Here is a 19,546-nt window from a genome sequence, read left to right as displayed (position 1 = left end):
ACGGGATAGCCCGACCTTCATCGGCATACTTCCCGATGACGCTCGTGCTATGCCGTGGTCGGTCCAGGGGGTATGCCGCGGTGTCAGGCGACCTGGGAGTTCCAGCCCGGCGGGACGGCCTCGACCCAGGAGCGCAGCGCCGTGTAGTGCTGCTCGCCGAGCGCGATCTCGAAGCGCGAGGTGCCGTAGGTGACGGGGACGCGGATGAGGGCGGCGCCGCCGAGGGCGTCGGCGTCCTGGGTGGCCAGGGGGCCGGCCACCCCGAGGTCGAGGTTGCCCCGCATCCACGGACCGACGGAAAGACCGCCCGATCCCTTGAGGGACAGGCGGTCCTCGGTGAAGCGCAGGGTGCCCCGGCGCCAGGCACCGTCCTCGTCACGGTATGCCGCGGGCATCGGCGGGCACGTGCTGCTCCGGTCGCCGGCGATGCGGAACGCGAGCAGCCCCAGGGCGAGGATGATCAGGCCGCCGACCGCGGCCATGATCACCAGGAGGAGCGACCCGTAGCCCACCATCAGCGCTGGCGCACCGGTCAGCGCGTGGCGGAGGCGGTCAGCGAGCCGGCGTCGACACGGTCGGCCACGATGACCACCTTGTCGGCGTCGACGGAGAGGAAGCCGCCGTCGATGGTGACCTCCTGGGGCGTCCCGCCCACGTGGATGCGGACGGCCCCCTCGACGAGCACCGCCAGCACCGGCGTGTGACCCGGCATGATGCCCAGGTCGCCGTCGACGCTGCGCGCGCTCACCATGGACGCCTCACCCTCCCAGACCTTGCGGTCCGCGGCGACGAGCTCGACCTGCAGTGCACTCACGAGATTTCCCTTCGATGACGGTTCAAGGACCGAGTCTAGCGGCCCGCCCGGGGCCGCCGGGACCCGACCGTCGGGTCGGCGGGGCCGGGCCCCGGGCGCTCCTGAGAGCCGAGGTCGACCGCCCCGGTGAACCGGTTGACGGCATGCAGGCCGTGATAGACGAGCAGCGCGGCGGCGGTGCCGAGCGCGATGCCCTCGAAGCTCAGCGCCCCGGCGCTCCACGTGTAGTTGGCGATGCCGACGACGAGGGCCACGGCCGCGGTCGCGAGGTTGATGGGGTTGCCGAAGTCCACGCGGTTCTCGACCCAGATCCGGATGCCGAGCACGCCGATCATGCCGTAGAGCACCGTCGCCGCGCCCCCGAGCACCCCCGCGGGGACGGTCTGGATGATGGCCCCGAACTTCGGCAGGAAGGCCAACGCCACGGCGGTCAGCGCCGCGACCCAGTAGGCCGCGGTGGAGTAGACGCGGGTCGCGGCCATCACGCCGATGTTCTCGGCGTAGGTCGTGGTGCCGGAGCCGCCCCCCGCGCCGGCGAGGGTGGTCGCCAGGCCGTCCGACATGAGGGTGCGCCCCAGCATGTGGTCCAGGGAGTCCGCGGACTCCCCCGTCATCTGCGCCACGGACTTCACGTGCCCGATGTTCTCCGCCACCAGGACGAGGACGACGGGCAGGAAGAGGCCGACCACGCCGAGGTGGAACTCCGGCGCCATGAGCGGCGGCGCACCCAGCCACCCGGCGTCGGCGACCACCGCCAGGTCGACCTCGCCGCGCAGCAGCGCGACGGCATACCCCACGAGCACGCCGAGCAGGATCGAGAGGCGCCCGAGCAACCCGCGGAAGAGGACCGAGCACAGCAGGATCGCGCCCAGCGTCACCAGGGCCGTGACCGGTGCCTGCTCGACGTTGGACCAGGCGGCGGGCGCGAGGTTGAGCCCGATGAGGGCCACGATCGCCCCGGTCACCGTCGGCGGCATGAGGCGGCCGATCCAGCCGTGCCCGACGACCTGGACGATCGCACCGACCAGCGCGAGCCCGACCCCGGCGAGGACCACGCCACCGAGGGCACCCGCCGGGCCGTGCTGGGCCTGGGCGGCGGCGATGGGGGCGAGGAAAGCGAAGCTGGAGCCGAGGTAGGACGGGACCTGACCGCGCGTGATGAGCAGGAAGAGCACCGTCCCCAGCCCGCTGAAGAGCAGGGTCGTGCTCGGCGGGAAGCCGGTGATGAGCGGGACGAGGAAGGTCGCCCCGAACATCGCGACGACGTGCTGCATCCCGATCCCGATCGTGGGGATCCAGGCGAGGCGCTCGCGGGGCCCGACCACCTCCCCCGGCGCGATCCGGGTGCCGTCACCGTGCACGCTCCACATACCCACGCGGGTCTCCCTCTGTCATCGGATCGGCCCCCACAGCTGCTGGTGGCCGGGTGCTCGACGTGCCCGGCGGGCCGCCGAGGAGCCTACCCCCACCGAGCGCCGCACATGGTCGTTCCTGGACCCACCGAGCGCCGCACATGGTCGCCCCTGGACCCACCGAGCGCCGCAGATGGCTGTCCGCGCAACCATCTACGACGCTCGGTGGGAGGAAACGCAACCATCTGCGACGCTCGGTGGGACGGCCCAGGTATGCCGACGGGCCGGCACCCCGTGAGGTGTCGGCCCGTCGTGGTCCCGTCCGGGACGGGTCAGCTGATCCCGTCCGGGACGGGACAGCTGGTCGTCTCCAGCTCAGGTCAGCTGTTCTTCTCCAGCTCGGCGGCCTGGCGCTCGACGTCATCGAGCCCACCGCACATGAAGAAGGCCTGCTCGGGCACGTGGTCGTAGTCACCGTCGGCGACCTTGGTGAAGGCCTCGATGGTGTCGGCCAGCGGCACGGTCGAACCCTCGATACCGGTGAACTGCTTGGCGACGTAGGTGTTCTGCGACAGGAACCGCTGGAGGCGACGGGCGCGGCCGACGAGGATCTTGTCCTCCTCGGACAGCTCGTCGATACCGAGGATCGCGATGATGTCCTGCAGCTCCTTGTAACGCTGGAGGATCGACTTGATCCGCACGGCCGTGTCGTAGTGCTCGCGCGAGATGTAGCGCGGGTCCAGGATGCGGCTCGTCGAGGTCAACGGGTCCACGGCCGGGTAGATACCCATCGAGGCGATCGGGCGGGAGAGCTCGGTCGTCGCGTCCAGGTGGGCGAAGGTCGTCGCCGGGGCCGGGTCGGTGTAGTCGTCGGCCGGGACGTAGATCGCCTGCATCGAGGTGATCGAGTGACCACGGGTCGAGGTGATCCGCTCCTGCAGGGTGCCCATCTCGTCGGCGAGGTTGGGCTGGTAGCCCACCGCCGACGGCATGCGGCCGAGCAGGGTCGAGACCTCCGAGCCGGCCTGGGTGAACCGGAAGATGTTGTCGATGAAGAGCAGCACGTCCTGGTTCTGGACGTCGCGGAAGTACTCCGCCATCGTCAGCGCGGACAGCGCGACCCGCAGACGGGTGCCCGGCGGCTCGTCCATCTGGCCGAAGACCAGAGCGGTCTGGCCGAGAACCCCGGCCTCCTCCATCTCGACGATGAGGTCGTTGCCCTCACGGGTCCGCTCGCCGACTCCGGCGAAGACCGACACACCACCGTGGTCGCGGGCGACACGGGCGATCATCTCCTGGATCAGCACCGTCTTGCCGACGCCGGCACCACCGAACAGGCCGATCTTGCCACCCTGCACGTAGGGGGTCAGCAGGTCGATGACCTTGATGCCCGTCTCGAACATCTGGGTCTTGGACTCCAGCTGGTCGAAGGGCGGCGCCTGGCGGTGGATGCCCCAGCGCTCGTTGACCTCGAGGGTCTCGCCCTCGGGCAGGTCGAGGACCTCACCGGTGGCGTTGAAGACGTGACCGAGGGTCACGTCACCGACGGGCACGGTGATGGGGCCGCCGGTGTCCTGCACCTGCGCACCGCGGACGAGGCCGTCGGTGGGCTGCAGGGAGATGGCGCGCACCATGTTGTCGCCGATGTCCTGGGCGACCTCGAGGTTGACGGTCTTGGTCTCCCCGCTCACCTCGACCTGGGTCTTGAGCAGGTTGTAGAGCGCCGGCATCTGTCCTGGGGGGAACTCGACGTCGACGACGGGGCCGATGATCCGGGCCAGCCGACCCACGGCACCCTGGGTCTGCTCCGTCGTGGGAGCCTCGGTGGTAGCAGTCATGGCTGCGTGCTTCCTCTCACTTCTTGGCGTCGGCGAGGGCGCTCGCGCCGCCCACGATTTCGCTGATCTCTTGGGTGATCTCGGCCTGGCGGGCCTGGTTGGCAAGACGCGTGTAGGTCTTGATGAGCTCCTCGGCGTTGTCCGTCGCCGACTTCATCGCCCGCTGGCGGGCGGCGAGCTCGGAGGCGGCGGACTGGAGCAGGGCGTTCCAGATCCGGGAGGTGATGTAGCGCGGGAGCAGGGCGTCCAGCACCTCGGCGGCGTCCGGCTCGAACTCGTACAGCGGGAAACCGTTCTCCGGGGTCTTCGGGGCGGCGTCCTCGACGACCTCCAGCGGCAGCAGCCGGGTGACCTGCACCTCCTGGCTCACCATGTTGATGAACCGGGTGTAGACGATGTGGATCTCGTCCACACCACCCTCGTCGGTGCCCTTGCTGAACTCACCGATGAGCCGCTGGGAGATCTCCTGCGCGATGTCGAACGTCGGAGAGTCGGAGAAGCCGCTCCAGGAGTCCTCGAAGGGCCGGCTCCGGAAGGAGTAGTAGGACTCCGCCTTGCGCCCGGTGAGGTAGGGCACGAACTCCATGCCCGACTCCTCGATGAGCTCACGCAGCTGCTCGCTGCGCTTGAGCACGTTGGCGGCATACGCCCCGGCCAGACCGCGGTCGGAGGTGATGACGAGCACCCCGGCCCGACGCGGCTTCTCCCGCTTGGTCGTCAGCGGGTGCTCGACGTCGGCGTGGGTGGCGACCGCCGACGCCGCCCGGGTGATGGCCCGGGCGTACGGCGTCGTCTCCACGACCCGCTGACGGGCCTTGACCACCCGGGACGCGGCGATGAGCTCCATCGCCCGGGTGATCTTCTTGGTCGACTGGACGGACCGGCTGCGCTGGCGGTACTCCCGCTGCTGCGCTCCCATATCTCGCCTCTCTCGTTGTGCTGGTGGTCGGTCGGATCGCTGGTATGCCCGGCGCTCAGTTGCGCTGGACGGTCAGCTGCTCCTGGTCGACCTCGTCATCGCCCATCGCCTCGACCGGGTCGTCCTCGGCGGAGCCGACGCCGACCTCGGCGCTGTCGTCGGGGGTGAACTCGGACTGGAAGGTGCTCATGGCGTCACCGAGGGCGGCCTCGGTGTCGTCGCCGAGCTTGCCGCTCTCGCGGATCCCGGCGAGCAGACCGTCGTGGTCGCGACGCAGGAACTCCACCCACTCGGACTCGAAGCGGCGCACGTCGGTGACGGGGACCTGGTCGATGTGACCGTTGGTGCCGGCCCAGATGATCGCCACCTGCTCCTCGACCGCGACCGGGGAGGACTGCGGCTGCTTGAGGATCTCGACCATGCGCGCACCGCGGGCCAGCTGGGCCTTGGACGCGTCGTCGAGGTCGGAGGCGAACATCGCGAAGGCCTCCATCTCGCGGAACTGCGCGAGGTCGACCTTGAGGCGGCCGGAGACCGACTTCATCGCCTTGATCTGCGCGGCACCACCGACGCGGGAGACCGAGACACCCACGTCGATCGCCGGGCGGACGTTGGAGTTGAAGAGGTCGGCCTGGAGGTAGATCTGGCCGTCGGTGATGGAGATGACGTTGGTCGGGATGTAGGCCGAGACGTCACCCGCCTTGGTCTCGATGATCGGCAGCCCGGTCATCGACCCGGCGCCCATCTCGTCGGAGAGCTTGGCGCAACGCTCCAGCAGCCGCGAGTGCAGGTAGAAGACGTCACCGGGGTAGGCCTCACGGCCCGGCGGGCGGCGCAGCAGCAGCGACACGGCGCGGTAGGCCTCGGCCTGCTTGGACAGGTCGTCGAAGACGATGAGGACGTGCTTGCCCTGGTACATCCAGTGCTGGCCGATGGCCGAGCCGGTGTAGGGCGCGAGGTACTTGAACCCGGCGGCGTCGGAGGCGGGAGCGGCGACGATCGTGGTGTAGTCGAGCGCGCCGTTCTCCTCCAGGGTGCCCCGGACGGAGGCGATGGTGGAGCCCTTCTGGCCGATCGCGACGTAGATGCAGCGCACCTGCTTGTCCGGGTCACCGGACTCCCAGTTGGCCTTCTGGTTGAGGATCGTGTCGATGGCCACCGTCGTCTTGCCGGTCTGGCGGTCGCCGATGATGAGCTGACGCTGGCCGCGGCCGATCGGGATCATCGAGTCGATGGCCTTGATGCCGGTCTGCAGCGGCTCGTGCACCGACTTGCGGGCCATGACGCCGGGAGCCTGGAGCTCCAGCGCGCGGCGGCCGTCGGTCTCGATGTCGCCGAGGCCGTCGATGGGCCGGCCGAGCGGGTTGACGACGCGACCGAGGTAGCCGTCGCCGACGGGGACGGACAGGACCTCGCCGGTGCGGCGGACCTCCTGGCCCTCCTCCAGACCGGAGAAGTCACCCAGGACGATGACGCCGACCTCGTGGACGTCGAGGTTCAGGGCCAGGCCCAGCGTGCCGTCGGCGAACTCGAGCAGCTCGTTGGTCATCACCGAGGGTAGGCCCTCGACGTGGGCGATGCCGTCACCGGCGTCGACCACGCGGCCGACCTCTTCGCGAGAGGCCGTGCCCGGCTCGTAGGACTGGACGAACTGGTCCAGCGCGTCCCGGATCTCCTCCGGACGGATCGAAAGCTCCGTCATGTGTCTTCTCCTCGTCGTGGCCCGGGCTTGTGGGTGGGCCGGTGCTGTGGGGTAGGTGGTGGTTCTCGTTCAGCTGGCCATGAGGCGGGCAGCCTGGTCCAGTCGGTGGCTGACGGTGCCGTCGATGACCTCGTCGCCGATCTCCACCTTGATGCCACCGACGACCTGCGGGTCGACGACGACATTGGTGTGCACGGTGCGGCCGTACTGCCTGCTCAGGGTGGCGCGCAGGGCGTCCTCCTGCTGGGCGGAGAGGGCGACCGCGGTGGTGACGACCGCGGTCACCTGGTCCTGGACGTCGGCAGCCTGCTCGAGGTATGCCGCGAGCGTGCGCTCGACGCGGGTGCCGCGGATCCCGACCGCCGCCTGGCTGGCCAGGCTGACCGTCTCGGGGGCGGACTTCACCGAGAGCAGCCGCTCGACGAGGGCGCGCTTGGCCGTGGCCGGCGCCCGCCGGTCCGCCAGGGCGGCCTGCAGGTCAGGCGTGCTCTCGACGATCCGGGCGAAGCGGAACAGCTCGTCCTCGACCTGCGCCAGCCGGTCGTGCCGGTGGGCGTGGACGAGGTGGGCCTCGACGGAGAGCCGCTCCAGGGCGGTGGTGACACCGCCGGTCCCGGCCCACCGCTGGGCCACCACGGCCTTGACGGCGTGGAGCGCCCCGTCGCCGACCTTGCCGGCCAGCAGCCGCTGCGCCAGCGCCGCCCGGTCGGCACCCTCACGCGAGGGGTCGGCCAGGGTGCGGGCGAGCACCTTGTTGCCATCGATGAGCCGGGCCACGGCCCACAGCTCCTCGCCGACACGACCCGGGTCGACCGACCCGCCCTCGTGCTGGAGCACCTGCTCCAGTCCTTGACGGGCCTCGTGGTAGGACCGGCGGTAGGCGCTGTCCATCAGCGACCCTCGCCGCGGGAGCCGAGGCGCTCGGGGGTGATGGCGCCGGACTCCAGGTCTGTCAGGAAGCGGTCGACGATGCCCCGCTGACGCGCCTCGTCCTCCAGCGACTCGCCGACGATCTTGCTGGCGAGCGCGGTGGAGATGGCGCCGACCTCGCCGCGCAGCTGGACGTAGGCCTGCTGACGCTCGGCCTCGACCTGCTTGTGCGCGGTCTCGGTGATGCGGTTGGCCTCGACCTGCGCCTGCTCGCGCATCTCGGCGATGATCTGGGCGCCCTGCTCCTTGGCCCGCTCACGGACCTGGGCAGCTTCGGCCCGGGCCTCGCCGAGCTGGTCCTCGTACTTCTTCTTGGCCGCGGCGGCCTCGGCCTCGGCCTTCTCGGCCCGCTCGATCCCGCCTTCGATGGCGTCCTGACGCGCAGCGACGACGCCCTCGAGTCGGGGCCAGGCGACCTTCCACACGACGAGGAAGATCACGGCGAACATGAGCAGGCCCCAGACCAGCTCCGGCGTGTGCGGCAGGATCGGGGATCGCTCCTCGGTCTCCTCCGCGGCCATCACGACCAGCGTCTGTAGCGACACGGTGTCTCCTTCAACAACAATGAGCGGGCTCAGGACCCGACGGGGCGGCTCGGATCCCTCAGACGAGGAAGAAGAGCACGAAGCCCAGGATGGCCAGGGCCTCGGCGACGGCGAAGCCGAGGATGGTGAACGGCGTCAGGGCGCCGCGGGCCTCGGGCTGACGGGCCACACCGTTGAGGTAGGCCGCGAAGATCAGGCCGACGCCGATGGCGGGGCCGATGGTGGACAGGCCGTAGCCAACGAGCGCGATGGCGGGAGCAAGGGCTTCCATGGTGTCTCTTTCTTGTGTGGTGTCCCGGCCGGAGCCGGTGGTTCGTACGGTCGGTCGGTCAGATCGGTCAGTGGCCGTCGGCGAGTCCGTCGCCGATGTAGGAGGCCGCGAGCAGCGTGAAGACGTAGGCCTGGACGACCTGGATCAGCAGCTCGAAGAACGTCATGAGGAAGGCCATGAGGAAGGATCCCGCGCCGGCCAGGGCCAGCAGCGGCCCCTGCTGGACGAGGAACCAGCCTCCCAGGACGAAGAGGGTGAGGATCATGTGTCCGGCGAACATGTTGCCGAAGAGTCGCAGGGCCAGCGTCAGCGGCCGGGTGACGAAGTAGCTGAAGATCTCCAGCAGCAGCACCACCGGCATGATGACCTTCGGCACGCCGTCGGGGACCATGTGGCGGAAGTAGCCGATGAAGCCCTGCTGGCGGAAACCGGCGACGTGGTAGACGACGTAGACCACCGCGGTGAGGGCGATCGGCACACCGATGACGGCGGTGGGCGCGAGCATGACGCCCGGCGTGATGCCCATGATGTTGTTGCCGAGGACGAAGAGGAAGATCGCCAGCAGGAACGGGACGTACTTGGCGTAGTGCTTGGAGCCGATGAGGTCACGCGCGATGTCGTTGCGCACGAAGCCGTAGACCGACTCGAGCAGGAACTGACCGTTGCCGGGGACCAGCTTGAGGTTGCGGGTGCCGAGCGTCAGCAGCGCGATGAGACCCATGGCGACCAGGGTCATCACGAACATCGGGCGGGTGATCTCCCACCCCTCCGGGCCGAAGTACGGCTGCCAGAAGTCGGCCGGGGAGGGGGCGTGGAACTCCGACTCACCCTCGAGGACGAGTGGTCGTCCCAGGGTCACACTGGTCACGCGAACTCCTTCGCAACGTGATCGGGGGCTGGCACGGCGGTCACTGCGTACCGTACCTGACCCAGATGATGTAGATGGACAGTGCCATGCCGCCCAGGATGCCGATGGCGGCGAGCCATTCCTGGCCGACCGCGCGCCCGATGAGCAGGGCGATCCCACCGAAGAGGATGGGTCCGGCGAGGAGGTAGGAGATGACGCTGGTGCCCATCGAGGTCTCCGGCGGCTGACCGCCCTCCGCGACGTCGTCGCGCGGGGGCAACCCGTCGTCGCGCCGGGGGGTGCTGCCGAACAGGCTGTACCTCATCGGGACTCACCTCCCGGCAGCGTGGACTCCACGACAAGGTGTCGACCGGTGAGGTAGGCCTGCACGAGGACCACCTGGTAGAGCACCGCCGTCGCCAGCGCCGAGAGGGCGAAGGCGGGGCGGTCCAGCCAGGGCTGGTCGCGCAGCACGAGCGCCACCGCCGCGAGCAGCACGACGACGGTCAGCAGGATCATGAAGGCCCCGGGCATCACGGCGGCGAGGTGCTGGCCGAGCAGCCAGCGGACGGCGCCGAGGCCGGCCGAGAGCGCGCCCACGACGACTCCCCCGGCGAGCGCGACGGAGCCGGCCCGGGTCCAGGAGGAGAGGAGAGCGACCGTCACGGCGGCGGCCAGGAGGGCGACGAGGGTGACCACGGGGGCCCGGCGCAGCATGCGGGTCACGACGTCCTCGGTCGTGGCTCTCTCAGGCATACTCGCTCGTTCTCGTCCCGGGGTGTGGTGGTCGGCAGCTCAGGGCGTCGCGCTTGTGAAAACTATCACAAGCGCTGTGTGGGCGGCGAATCTGCAGGTCATCGCGCTAGCCGCCGCGCCCGGCCGGTGCGGGCTCGGCGCGCAGCGTGAGGACGACGGCGAGCGCCAGCAGCCCGGCGATGCCCGCCACGGACGCCCAGACCGGCAGGTAGGCGAAGGACACGCTCCCCGCCGCGATGAGCAGGGACCAGAGGTAGAGCAGGATCACCGCGCGACGGTGGCTGTGCCCGATGTCCAGCAACCGGTGGTGCAGGTGGCCGCGGTCGGGCTTCCACGGCAGCTGCCCGGCCCGGGTCCGGCGCAGGACGGCCAGCACCATGTCCAGGAACGGCAGGGCGAGGATCGCCAGCGGGATGACGACCGGGAGGAGCAGCGCGGTGGCGGCCGAGACGCTCGCGACCGAGGAGCTCGGATCCACCGACCCGGTCATCGAGATCGTGGCGGCCGCGAGCAGGAGACCGAGCAGGAGCGCACCGGCATCACCCATGAACAACCGCGCGGGATGGAAGTTGTGCGGCAGGAAGCCCAGACAGATCCCGATGATGGCGGCGCTGAGGAAGGTGGCCTCGGAGAAGACGTTGGGTGGGTCGAAGTCGCGGCTGACGAGGTAGGTCCAACTGAAGAAGGCCCCGGCCGCGATGAGGACGACACCAGCGGCCAGGCCGTCGAGCCCGTCGATGAAGTTGACGGCATTGGTGGAGATGACGACGACGAGCACCGTGAGCGTGACCATCACCGCCTCGGGCAGATAGGTCCGGCCGGCGATCGGCAGCGAGAGCAGCCGCACGCCGTAGAACGCCATGATGCCGCCGGCCAGGATCTGCCCGGCGAGCTTGGTCATCCAGTCGAGGTCGCGCACGTCGTCGACCGCACCGAGCGCGGTGATGAGCACGGCGGCGGCCAGCACCCCGAACAGCCGGGGCGCGGCCTCGAAGAGCTGGCCGTGGTAGGGCAGCTGGGAGCCCACGAGGACCGCCGCGGCGAAGCCCGCGAGCATCGCGACCCCGCCCAGGCGCGGGATCGGCACGGAGTGCACGTCACGGTCCCGCACCGCGGTGATCGCGCCCACCCGCAGCGCGAACCGACGCACCAGCGGCGTGGCGAGATAGGTCACGATCGCTGCCGTCAGCAGCACCATGAGGAACTCACGCACTGGTTCTCACCCCTCCCGGCGGTCGGTGCCGGTGAGGTATGCCGCCGGCCAGGCTGTGCCGTCCGTCAGCCGGCCGAGGGCTCGGGGTAGGCGGGGTAGGAGGTCAGCAGCTCGCCGACCTCGGCCCGGATCTCGCGGGCCACCGGGTGCTCGGGGCTGCCGTCGGTCTGGGTGACGGCACGGTGGATGAGGTCGGCGACGACCGCCATCTGCTCGGTGCCCATGCCCTGGGTCGTCACCGACGGGCTGCCGACCCGGATGCCGGAGGCGACATTGGGCTTCTCGGGGTCGAAGGGGATGGCGTTCTTGTTGAGGACGATCCCGGCGGCGTCGCAGCGCGCCTCGGCGTCGACACCGGTCACGCCGACGCCCCGCAGGTCGTGCAGCGACAGGTGGGTGTCGGTGCCGCCGGTGATGGGCCGGATCTCGCGTTCGCCCAGCGCGCCCGCGAGCGCCGCTGCGTTGTCGAGGACCTGCTGGGCGTAGGCCTGGTAGGCCGGGGTCGCGCACTCGGCGAAGTTGACCGCCTTGCCCGCCACACCGTGCATGAGCGGGCCGCCCTGCATCATCGGGAAGACCGCGCGGTCGATCTTCTTGGCGTGCTCCTCCCGGCAGACGATCGCGCCGCCGCGGGGGCCGCGCAACACCTTGTGGGTGGTGAAGGAGACGACGTCGGCGTGCGGCACGGGCGAGGGGATGACCTTGCCGGCCACGAGCCCGATGAAGTGCGCGGCGTCCACCCAGAAGATCGCGCCCACCTCGTCGGCGATCGCCCGGAAGCGCTCGAAGTCGATGAGGCGCGGGATGGCCGAGCCACCGGCCAGGATGATCTTGGGGCGATGCTCCTTGGCGAGCGCCTCGACCTGGTCGTAGTCGATGTCCTCGGTCTCCGCCGAGACGCCGTAGTGGACGGCGTTGAACCACTTGCCGGAGAAGCTCACCTTGAAGCCGTGGGTGAGGTGGCCTCCGTGGTCCAGGGACATCGCCAGGATGGTGTCACCCGGGGAGGCGAAGGCGCCGTAGACCGCCTGGTTGGCGCTGGCACCCGAGTGCGGCTGGACGTTGGCGTGGTCGGCCCCGAAGAGCGCCGTGGCCCGCTCGATCGCGAGCTTCTCGACCTTGTCGACCTCGGAGCATCCGCCGTAGTAGCGCGCGTCGGGGTAACCCTCGGCGTACTTGTTGGACAGCGTCGACCCCAGGGCCGCGAGCACGGCCGGGCTCGTCTGGTTCTCGCTGGCGATGAGCTGGATGCCGGCCCGCTGGCGGTCCAGCTCGGAGACCAGGAGCTCGGCCACCTGGGGATCCTGCTCGAGCAGGGACCCGAAGGAGGGCCCGTAGTAGGAGTCCGGGGTCACGCGCGTCGTCATACGCTCACTCTAGGGGGTGGTGGTGGCACCGGAGGAGCGAGGCGCGGCCACCGTCCGGAGCGAGTCGGCGGGGGCCAGGACACCGCTCGGCGCCACCGACCCGACGAGGTCGGCCAGGTCGCCGCGCCCGGTGTCCTCGGTCGGTTCCTCCACCGCGTCGGGCGCGTCCTCGGCACCCTCCTGCGCGGCCGGCGGGGAGTCGTGCAGGACCGTGGTCCCCAGCACGGCCCGGATCTCCTCGGCGCTCAACGCGCCCAGGCGCAGCACCACCGGCTCCTCGCCGGTGCAGTCGAGGATGGTCGAGGGCGCTCCCCCGGTCCGCGGACCGCCGTCGAGGTATGCCGCGACCGCTCCCCCGAGCTGGTCCAGCGCCTCCTGGGCCGTCGTCGCCGCCGGGTGACCGGTGACGTTGGCGCTGGTCACCGCCATGGGGCCGACCTCGGCGAGCAGCTCCAGGGCGATCTCGTCGTCCGGCATCCGCAGGGCCACCGTGCCGTTGGTCTCACCCAGGTCCCACTGCAGCGAGGGCTGGACCCGCACGACGAGGGTGAGCGGGCCGGGCCAGAACTGACGCATGAGGATGCGGGCATACATCGGCACGTCGGTCGCCAACCCGTCGACCGTGCGGGGGTTGGGCACGAGGACCGGCGGCGGCATCTCGCGTCCGCGGTGCTTGGCGGCGAGCACCATGGCCACCGCGACCACGTCGAAGGCGTCGGCCCCGACGCCGTAGACGGTGTCGGTCGGCAGGACGACGACCTTGCCCTCCCGGACGACCTCGGCCGCCCTGGCGAGGGAGGCCTCGCGTGCCGCGTCGTCGACGCAGTCCACCAGTCGATCCTGCAGCGGCGTGGTGCCGGACATCGTGCCTCCGTCGTCGTGGTCCGGGTCGATGACGCTCATCCTCCCACGAGCAGCAGGGGACGCTTCGAGTTGCATCTGGGACCGAAACACAGTTTCCTGAGGCGTTCCCCATGGCGGGCGCATCTCTCGCGCCTGCCTCGATTCAAGGAGAGTGACCCGAATGCGCGGTAGCGGCCTGATCTGGACCATCGTCGGCGTTCTGCTCATCATCGCCCTGCTGATCTACATCTTTTGATCTCAGACCTCACCTGACGTCGAGGGGTGCCCCCAAGGGCATCCCTCACGACGCCACGCACGAGCCCCGGCACACCTGTGCCGGGGCTCGTGGCTGTTCTGGGCCCCGCTCTTCAGGGCGTGAGTGAGCGCCGTCGGCAGGCGTGACGCGTGAGCGCCTCAGGAGGCCTGCTGGGCGGCGAGCGCCTCAGGAGCCGCGGTGGTGCGTCCCGGGGCGCCGGGCGGCGACGACCCGGGGGCGACCGGTGAGGTCCTCGTGGTCGGCGACGTCGACCCAGCCGGCACCCTCGAGCAGGGTGCACACGGCCTGGGACTGCACGTCCGCGTGCTCCATGAGCAGCCGGCCGCCGGGGCGGAGGAGGGCCCAGGCGCGGGCCGCGAGCAGCCCCGGCAGCTCCAGCCCGTCGGCTCCCCCGCCGTAGAGCGCGACCGCGGGGTCGTGGTCACGCACCTCGGCGTCGACGGGAACGGCGTCGGGCGGGATGTACGGCGGGTTGCTCACCACGACGTCGACCTCCCCGAGCCAGTCCGCGAAGGCCTCCTGCGCCGGGCCGAGCCGCAGGTCGACGGTCAGCCCGGTCGCCGCGACATTGGTCACGGCATACGCGTGGGCCTCGGGGGACAGCTCGACCGCACCGATCCGGGCCTCGCGACGGGACGTGGCGAGGGCGAGCGCGATGGCCCCGCTGCCGGTGCAGAGGTCCACCACCGTCGGCGCCCCGAGAGGCGCCAGCGCCTCCAGGGCCAGCTGCACGAGGGTCTCGGTCTCCGGTCGGGGCACGAAGACCCCGGGCCCGACCTGCAGGTTGACCCCCGCGAAGTGCGCCGTCCCGGTGAGGTGCTGCAGCGGCACCCGCTCGGCCCGCCGGACCACGAGCTGCAGGAAGCGGGCGTGCGGGCCCGGCGCCACGTCCTCGCGCATGACCCGCGCCCGCCGCACCTCGCCCACCTCGCGGCCCAGCGCGTGGGCGAGCAGCAGCTCGGCGTCCACCTCCGGGCTGGCGACCCCCGCCTGGCGCAGCCGGCCCGCCGCGGCCCGGACGAGCTCGTCGACGCTCACCGCGCTGCTCCGCTCGCGCGGCGTGGTGGGCGCGGGTCGTCAGGGCGACCCGGAGCCACCACGGTGCCCCGTGATGGCGTCACTGCTCGCCCGCGGCGGCGAGCCGGGCCGCCTCGTCCGCCTCGACGGCGGACTGCACGACCGGGTCCAGGTCGCCGTCGAGCACCTGGTCGAGGTTGTAGGCCTTGAAGCCGGTGCGGTGGTCGGCGATGCGGTTCTCGCCGAAGTTGTAGGTGCGGATCCGCTCGCTGCGGTCGACCGTGCGGATCTGGCTGCGGCGCTGGGCGCTGGCCGCCTCCTCCGCCTCCTCGACCGCGATCTGGTGCAGCCGGGCGCGCAGGACGCGCAGGGCCGACTCCTTGTTCTGGAGCTGGCTCTTCTCGTTCTGGCAGGAGACGACCAGGCCGGTCGGCAGGTGGGTGATGCGCACCGCCGAGTCGGTCGTGTTGACCGACTGCCCGCCGGGCCCGGAGGAGCGGAAGACGTCGATCTTCAGGTCGTTGGCATCCAGCTGCACCTCGGCCGGGTCCTCGATGTCGGGCATGACGAGCACGCCGGCCGCCGAGGTATGCACGCGCCCCTGGCTCTCGGTGACGGGCACCCGCTGCACCCGGTGGACGCCCCCCTCGTACTTCAGCCGGGCCCACGGCGCCTCACCCGGCCCGGGCGTCCCGCTCGCGCTGACGGAGACCCGGGCCTCCTTGTAGCCTCCGAGGTCGGAGGGCGTCGCGTCGAGCATCGCCGTCCGCCACCCGCGGCGCTCGGCGTAGCGGAGGTACATCCGCATGAGGTCACCGGCGAACAGCGCCGACTCCTCCCCGCCCTCTCCGGCCTTGACCTCGAGGATGACGTCGCGGTCGTCGTCGGGGTCGCGCGGGACGAGCTGGCGGCGCAGGGCCTCGGCCGCGGCCGTCACCGCCTGCTCCAGCGCGGGCACCTCGTCGGCGAAGGAGGGGTCCTCGGCCGCGAGCTCACGGGCCGCCTCCAGGTCCCCCGAGGCCGACTCCCAGGCCCGGTATGCCGCCACGGTCGGGGCGAGTGCGGCATACCTCTTGTTGAGCCGCCGGAGGGCGGTCGGGTCGCCGTGGACGGCGGGGTCGGCGAGCTCCCGCTCGATGTCGGCGTGCTCACCGAGCAGCGGTAGGGCGGACTCGAACACCGTGACCTCCTGACGAGGACCACCAGCGGGGCTGGGGGGTCCGGAAACGGCGAACGCCGGCCCCGCGAGTGATCGCGGGACCGGCGGTGCGCGGGTCTTAGTTGGCGGCCTTCTTGCCGTAGCGCTCCTGGAAGCGGGCGACGCGCCCACCGGTGTCCAGGATCTTCTGCTTGCCGGTGTAGAAGGGGTGGCACTGCGAGCAGACGTCGGCGCTGATCTTGCCCGACGGAGCGGTGCTCCGAGTGGTGAACGTCGCGCCACAGGTGCAGGTGACCTGGGTCTCGACGTAGTTCGGGTGGATGTCCTTCTGCATGATTCTCCTTGGGTGGCGTGGTGTCCCCGGGTCGCCCGTGCGGGAGCGCGGGCGTGAACCGGTGGGCCGGCGGATCAGTCTACGCGACGGGATCCGGTGTGATGCACCGCTCAGTCCTCGTCGTCCAGACGGACCGAGCTGGTCTGCTGAACCTGGGTGAGGAACTCGTAGTTGTGCTTCGTCTTCTTCAACCGGTCGATGAGCAGTTCGATTCCCTGCTGCTGGTCGAGGGCGGCGAGGACGCGGCGCAGCTTCCACATGATCTTGAGCTCCTCGGAGGACATGAGGATCTCCTCACGCCGGGTGCTCGAGGCGTTGACGTCGACGGCCGGGAAGATGCGCCGGTCGGCGAGCTGGCGGGAGAGCTTGAGCTCCATGTTGCCGGTGCCCTTGAACTCCTCGAAGATGACCTCGTCCATCTTGGACCCGGTCTCCACGAGCGCCGTGGCGAGGATCGTCAGGGATCCGCCGTCCTCGATGTTGCGCGCGGCACCGAAGAACTTCTTCGGCGGGTAGAGCGCGGCCGAGTCGACACCACCGGAGAGGATGCGGCCCGAGGCGGGCGCCGCGAGGTTGTAGGCGCGGCCCAGGCGGGTGATGCCGTCCAGCAGGACGACGACGTCCTGACCGAGCTCGACGAGGCGCTTGGCCCGCTCGATGGCCAGCTCGGCGACGATCGTGTGGTCGCTCGCCGGGCGGTCGAAGGTCGAGGAGATGACCTCGCCCTTGACGCTGCGCTGGAAGTCGGTGACCTCCTCCGGACGCTCGTCCACGAGGACGATCATCAGGTGCACCTCGGGGTTGTTGGTGGTGATCGCGTTGGCGATGGACTGCATGACCATCGTCTTGCCCGCCTTGGGCGGGGAGACGATGAGGCCACGCTGGCCCTTGCCGATCGGCGTCACCATATCGATGACCCGGGTGGTGAGGTTCTTCTGGTCCGTCTCCAGCCGCAGCCGCTGCTGGGGGTAGAGCGGGGTCAGGTTGGAGAAGTTCGGACGCTGACGGCCCTGGTCCGGGTCCTGGCCGTTGATGCTGTCCAGCCGCACGAGGGCGCTGAACTTGCCTTTGTCGCGCTTGTTTCCGGTCGAGGAGACGGTGTGCTGGCCGACGTCGCTGCCGTCCTGCGGCGCCTTGATGGCACCCGTGACCGCGTCACCCTTGCGCAGGCCGTGCTTCTTGACCATGCCCATGGGGACGTAGACGTCGGTCGGCCCCGGCAGGTAGCCGGTGGTGCGGATGAAGGCGTAGCTGTCGAGCAGGTCGACGACGCCGCCGACGGGGACGAGGACGTCCTCCTCGGAGTAGCTCTCGACCTCCTGCTGCTGCGGCTGGCCACCGCCCACGGCACCCGGCTGGGTGCCACGACCGCGCTTGCGGTCCCGGTTGCGGTTGCGGTTGCGGCGACGACCGCGGCGGCCGCCCTCGTCGTCGTCGTAGCCGTCGCCGTCACGGCGCTGCTGATCGCCCTGCTGCCCGTCGCGCTCGCTCTGGCGGCGGTCGTCCTGACGACGGTCGTCCTGGCGGCGGTCGTCCTGACCCTGGCGGCGGTTGTCCTGACCCTGACGGCCGGAGTCCTGACGCTCGTCGCCGCTGTCGTCCTGACGGCGGGTGTCCTGGCGCTCGTCGCGACGGTCGTCGCGACGCTCCGTCTGGCGCTGCTCGCCACCCGTCGCGGGGCGGGAGTCCGGCGAGTCCGCACCCTCGGTGGAGGCGGCGTCGGCCTGGCGCTCCTGCTCGCCCCGCGGTGCGCCGGCGGCGGACCCGCCGCGCCGGCTGCGGCGCGTGCGGGACGGGCCGCTGGGCGCGGTGTCCTCGCGCTCGGCCTGGGCGCGGTCGAGGGCGGCCTCGATGGCGTCCTGACGGTCGACGGAGCCGTTGGTGCTGGCAGCGCCCCCGCGACGCTCCCGGATGGCGGAGACCAGGTCGGCCTTGCGCATCTTGTTGTTCACGGCGATACCCATGCCCGACGCGAGCTCCTGGAGCTCGGCCAGTCGGAGGGTGCTCAGCGAGCCCGTACGGGTCGCGCTGGCGTCGGTGATCTCAGTCACGTGGGATTCCTTCCCCCTCGGTCGAAACCGGTTCGGGGCCTAGGGTGTCGCGGTGCACCACAAGTGGCACCGCGGTCGGACTCAAGCACGGGGACGACCGGTGCAGCGGCCTACGGTTGAGGACACGTCGCGAAGCCGACGGCCCGTGCGTGGAGGCGCTTCGGAGCCGATCAGCGATGTGCTCGGCCTTGTCACGAAGCGCCTTCACGATAACACGCAGCCGGGCGCGGACCATACCGCGCCGCCACCTCAGCGGGCCCGTGCCGCCCGCACCACGTCGCCGAGCACCGCCGACGCGGTCTGGTCACCGCCGGCTCCCGCACCCGTGAGACGCACCGGACCAGCGAGGACGGCGTCGATCTCGACGACGTTGGTGCCCCCGCGGACCTGTGCGAGGGGGTCCGCGGCGGGCAGGCTGAGCGGGAGTACGGCGGCGCGCACCACGCCCTGGTCGTCGCGTTCGGCGCTCGCCACGAGCTTGACGACCTCGCCCCGCCCCTCGGCGGCCGCGAAGTCCTCGTCGGTGAGCCCGGAGATGCCGGTGACCTCCACGTCGCCCAGCGGGGCGGGCACTCCCCAGGCCGTCCGCGCCAGGATGGCGATCTTGGCTGCGGCGTCCAGACCCTCCAGGTCCTCGGTCGGGTCTGCCTCGAGGTAGCCGAGCTCCCCCGCCTGGCGCACCGCGTCGGAGAAGGCCACCCCCTCGCGGGCGACGAGGTCGAGGACGTAGTTGGTGGACCCGTTGACGATGCCGCGGACCGCGGTGATCTCATCACCGGCGAGCGACTCCCGCACGACGCTCAGCACGGGCACGGCCGCCATGACCGCCGCCTCGTAGTGCAGGCCGCCCCCGTGCTCCCGGGCCACGGCGTGCAGCTCCTCCCCGCGCCGCGCGATGAGCTGCTTGTTGGCCGTGACCACCTGCGCACCCCGGCGCAGGGCGGCCTCGATGAGCGTCCCGGCCGGCTCGAGACCGCCCATGACCTCGACGACCACGTCGGCCTCGGCGGCCAGCGCGGCGGCGTCGGTGGTCAGCAGCTCGGCCGGTATGCCGTCGCGCACCCGGGAGGCGTCGCGGACCGCGACCCCGGTGAGCACGAGCGGGCGACCCAGCAGGGCGGCATACGTCTCCCCGTGCTGGAGGAGGCGGCGGGCGACGGCCGCACCGACCGTTCCTCCACCCAGCAGGGCGAGGCGAAACGGACGCGGGGCAGGGGTGTCGGTCACGGTGGGCTCCGGTCTGACGGGGACGGGCGAGGTGGGGGCAGGCTGGCCGGGACCTCCGCGTGGGCGGACCCGGCCGTCGGGTCG

At 71.0% G+C, this 19,546-nt stretch carries 20 protein-coding genes; all 20 read right to left on the bottom strand.

The window, feature by feature from the left end:
- Window positions 1–83: 83 nt before the first annotated feature.
- The 20 genes from FA582_RS03565 to FA582_RS03470 all read right to left on the bottom strand — a co-directional run bounded on the left by FA582_RS03565 (window position 84) and on the right by FA582_RS03470 (window position 19,462).
- The gene (locus tag FA582_RS03565; protein WP_010149153.1) at window positions 84–515 is read right to left on the bottom strand and encodes a DUF2550 family protein; all 432 of its coding nucleotides are present in this window, start codon (window positions 513–515) and stop codon (window positions 84–86) included.
- 17 nt (window positions 516–532) lie between these two features.
- The gene (locus tag FA582_RS03560) at window positions 533–814 is read right to left on the bottom strand and encodes a F0F1 ATP synthase subunit epsilon (RefSeq protein WP_010149154.1); all 282 of its coding nucleotides are present in this window, start codon (window positions 812–814) and stop codon (window positions 533–535) included.
- A gap of 35 nt (window positions 815–849) precedes the next feature.
- Window positions 850–2,184, bottom strand: a complete 1,335-nt coding sequence (locus FA582_RS03555) for a uracil-xanthine permease family protein (RefSeq protein ID WP_010149156.1) — start codon at window positions 2,182–2,184, stop codon at window positions 850–852.
- A gap of 362 nt (window positions 2,185–2,546) precedes the next feature.
- Window positions 2,547–4,004 (bottom strand): F0F1 ATP synthase subunit beta, encoded by a 1,458-nt coding sequence (gene atpD, locus FA582_RS03550; RefSeq protein ID WP_010149157.1) that lies wholly within the window; start codon window positions 4,002–4,004, stop codon window positions 2,547–2,549.
- 16 nt (window positions 4,005–4,020) lie between these two features.
- Window positions 4,021–4,923, bottom strand: a complete 903-nt coding sequence (locus FA582_RS03545) for a F0F1 ATP synthase subunit gamma (RefSeq protein ID WP_147899734.1) — start codon at window positions 4,921–4,923, stop codon at window positions 4,021–4,023.
- A 55-nt stretch (window positions 4,924–4,978) separates the two neighbouring features.
- Window positions 4,979–6,625, bottom strand: a complete 1,647-nt coding sequence (gene atpA, locus FA582_RS03540) for a F0F1 ATP synthase subunit alpha (protein WP_010149159.1) — start codon at window positions 6,623–6,625, stop codon at window positions 4,979–4,981.
- A 69-nt stretch (window positions 6,626–6,694) separates the two neighbouring features.
- Window positions 6,695–7,516: a F0F1 ATP synthase subunit delta gene (locus FA582_RS03535; protein WP_010149160.1), complete on the bottom strand. Its 822-nt coding sequence runs from the start codon at window positions 7,514–7,516 to the stop codon at window positions 6,695–6,697.
- Window positions 7,516–8,100, bottom strand: coding sequence for a F0F1 ATP synthase subunit B (locus FA582_RS03530; RefSeq protein WP_010149161.1), 585 nt, complete (start codon window positions 8,098–8,100; stop codon window positions 7,516–7,518). The genes FA582_RS03535 and FA582_RS03530 overlap by 1 nt, the downstream gene beginning before the upstream one ends.
- Window positions 8,101–8,158: 58 nt before the next feature.
- On the bottom strand, window positions 8,159–8,371 hold the full coding sequence (locus FA582_RS03525; protein ID WP_010149162.1) for an ATP synthase F0 subunit C: 213 nt from the start codon (window positions 8,369–8,371) through the stop codon (window positions 8,159–8,161).
- Window positions 8,372–8,438: 67 nt separating this feature from the next.
- Window positions 8,439–9,239, bottom strand: coding sequence for a F0F1 ATP synthase subunit A (gene atpB / locus FA582_RS03520; RefSeq protein ID WP_237707576.1), 801 nt, complete (start codon window positions 9,237–9,239; stop codon window positions 8,439–8,441).
- A gap of 40 nt (window positions 9,240–9,279) precedes the next feature.
- Window positions 9,280–9,543, bottom strand: a complete 264-nt coding sequence (locus tag FA582_RS03515; RefSeq protein WP_010149164.1) for a hypothetical protein — start codon at window positions 9,541–9,543, stop codon at window positions 9,280–9,282.
- Window positions 9,540–9,974, bottom strand: a complete 435-nt coding sequence (locus FA582_RS03510) for a hypothetical protein (RefSeq protein WP_010149165.1) — start codon at window positions 9,972–9,974, stop codon at window positions 9,540–9,542. The genes FA582_RS03515 and FA582_RS03510 overlap by 4 nt, the downstream gene beginning before the upstream one ends.
- A 106-nt stretch (window positions 9,975–10,080) precedes the next feature.
- Window positions 10,081–11,187 (bottom strand): glycosyltransferase family 4 protein, encoded by a 1,107-nt coding sequence (locus FA582_RS03505; RefSeq protein ID WP_010149166.1) that lies wholly within the window; start codon window positions 11,185–11,187, stop codon window positions 10,081–10,083.
- A 65-nt stretch (window positions 11,188–11,252) separates the two neighbouring features.
- Complete coding sequence (locus FA582_RS03500) at window positions 11,253–12,554, bottom strand: serine hydroxymethyltransferase (protein ID WP_010149167.1); 1,302 nt, start codon at window positions 12,552–12,554, stop codon at window positions 11,253–11,255.
- A 9-nt stretch (window positions 12,555–12,563) separates the two neighbouring features.
- The gene (locus FA582_RS03495; protein WP_010149168.1) at window positions 12,564–13,457 is read right to left on the bottom strand and encodes an L-threonylcarbamoyladenylate synthase; all 894 of its coding nucleotides are present in this window, start codon (window positions 13,455–13,457) and stop codon (window positions 12,564–12,566) included.
- 382 nt (window positions 13,458–13,839) lie between these two features.
- Window positions 13,840–14,712, bottom strand: coding sequence for a peptide chain release factor N(5)-glutamine methyltransferase (prmC, locus tag FA582_RS03490; RefSeq protein ID WP_010149169.1), 873 nt, complete (start codon window positions 14,710–14,712; stop codon window positions 13,840–13,842).
- Window positions 14,713–14,791: 79 nt separating this feature from the next.
- Window positions 14,792–15,871 (bottom strand): peptide chain release factor 1, encoded by a 1,080-nt coding sequence (prfA, locus tag FA582_RS03485; RefSeq protein ID WP_010149170.1) that lies wholly within the window; start codon window positions 15,869–15,871, stop codon window positions 14,792–14,794.
- Between the two features lie 97 nt (window positions 15,872–15,968).
- Complete coding sequence (gene rpmE, locus FA582_RS03480) at window positions 15,969–16,184, bottom strand: 50S ribosomal protein L31 (protein ID WP_010149171.1); 216 nt, start codon at window positions 16,182–16,184, stop codon at window positions 15,969–15,971.
- Window positions 16,185–16,294: 110 nt separating this feature from the next.
- Entirely contained in the window at window positions 16,295–18,235 is a 1,941-nt protein-coding gene (gene rho / locus FA582_RS03475; protein WP_010149172.1) for a transcription termination factor Rho, read from the bottom strand.
- Between the two features lie 249 nt (window positions 18,236–18,484).
- Complete coding sequence (locus FA582_RS03470; protein WP_147899733.1) at window positions 18,485–19,462, bottom strand: homoserine dehydrogenase; 978 nt, start codon at window positions 19,460–19,462, stop codon at window positions 18,485–18,487.
- Window positions 19,463–19,546 lie beyond the last annotated feature (84 nt).

Origin of the sequence: Serinicoccus profundi, assembly GCF_008001015.1 — a bacterium.
GTDB classification, from domain to species: Bacteria; Actinomycetota; Actinomycetes; order Actinomycetales; family Dermatophilaceae; genus Ornithinicoccus; species Ornithinicoccus profundi.
This window is presented reverse-complemented; position numbering and strand designations above follow the sequence as displayed.

Excerpts from the sequence above, each read along its gene's own strand:
- atpD (WP_010149157.1), bottom strand. The coding sequence starts at position 4,004 with ATGACTGCTACCACCGAGGCTCCCACGACGGAGCAGACCCAGGGTGCC.
- FA582_RS03535 (WP_010149160.1), bottom strand. The coding sequence starts at position 7,516 with ATGGACAGCGCCTACCGCCGGTCCTACCACGAGGCCCGTCAAGGACTG.
- FA582_RS03500 (WP_010149167.1), bottom strand. The coding sequence starts at position 12,554 with ATGACGACGCGCGTGACCCCGGACTCCTACTACGGGCCCTCCTTCGGG.
- rpmE (WP_010149171.1), bottom strand. The coding sequence starts at position 16,184 with ATGCAGAAGGACATCCACCCGAACTACGTCGAGACCCAGGTCACCTGC.
- FA582_RS03515 (WP_010149164.1), bottom strand. The coding sequence starts at position 9,543 with ATGAGGTACAGCCTGTTCGGCAGCACCCCCCGGCGCGACGACGGGTTG.
- FA582_RS03565 (WP_010149153.1), bottom strand. The coding sequence starts at position 515 with ATGGTGGGCTACGGGTCGCTCCTCCTGGTGATCATGGCCGCGGTCGGC.
- FA582_RS03545 (WP_147899734.1), bottom strand. The coding sequence starts at position 4,923 with ATGGGAGCGCAGCAGCGGGAGTACCGCCAGCGCAGCCGGTCCGTCCAG.
- FA582_RS03555 (WP_010149156.1), bottom strand. The coding sequence starts at position 2,184 with ATGTGGAGCGTGCACGGTGACGGCACCCGGATCGCGCCGGGGGAGGTG.
- atpA (WP_010149159.1), bottom strand. The coding sequence starts at position 6,625 with ATGACGGAGCTTTCGATCCGTCCGGAGGAGATCCGGGACGCGCTGGAC.
- FA582_RS03510 (WP_010149165.1), bottom strand. The coding sequence starts at position 9,974 with ATGCCTGAGAGAGCCACGACCGAGGACGTCGTGACCCGCATGCTGCGC.
- FA582_RS03525 (WP_010149162.1), bottom strand. The coding sequence starts at position 8,371 with ATGGAAGCCCTTGCTCCCGCCATCGCGCTCGTTGGCTACGGCCTGTCC.
- FA582_RS03495 (WP_010149168.1), bottom strand. The coding sequence starts at position 13,457 with ATGAGCGTCATCGACCCGGACCACGACGACGGAGGCACGATGTCCGGC.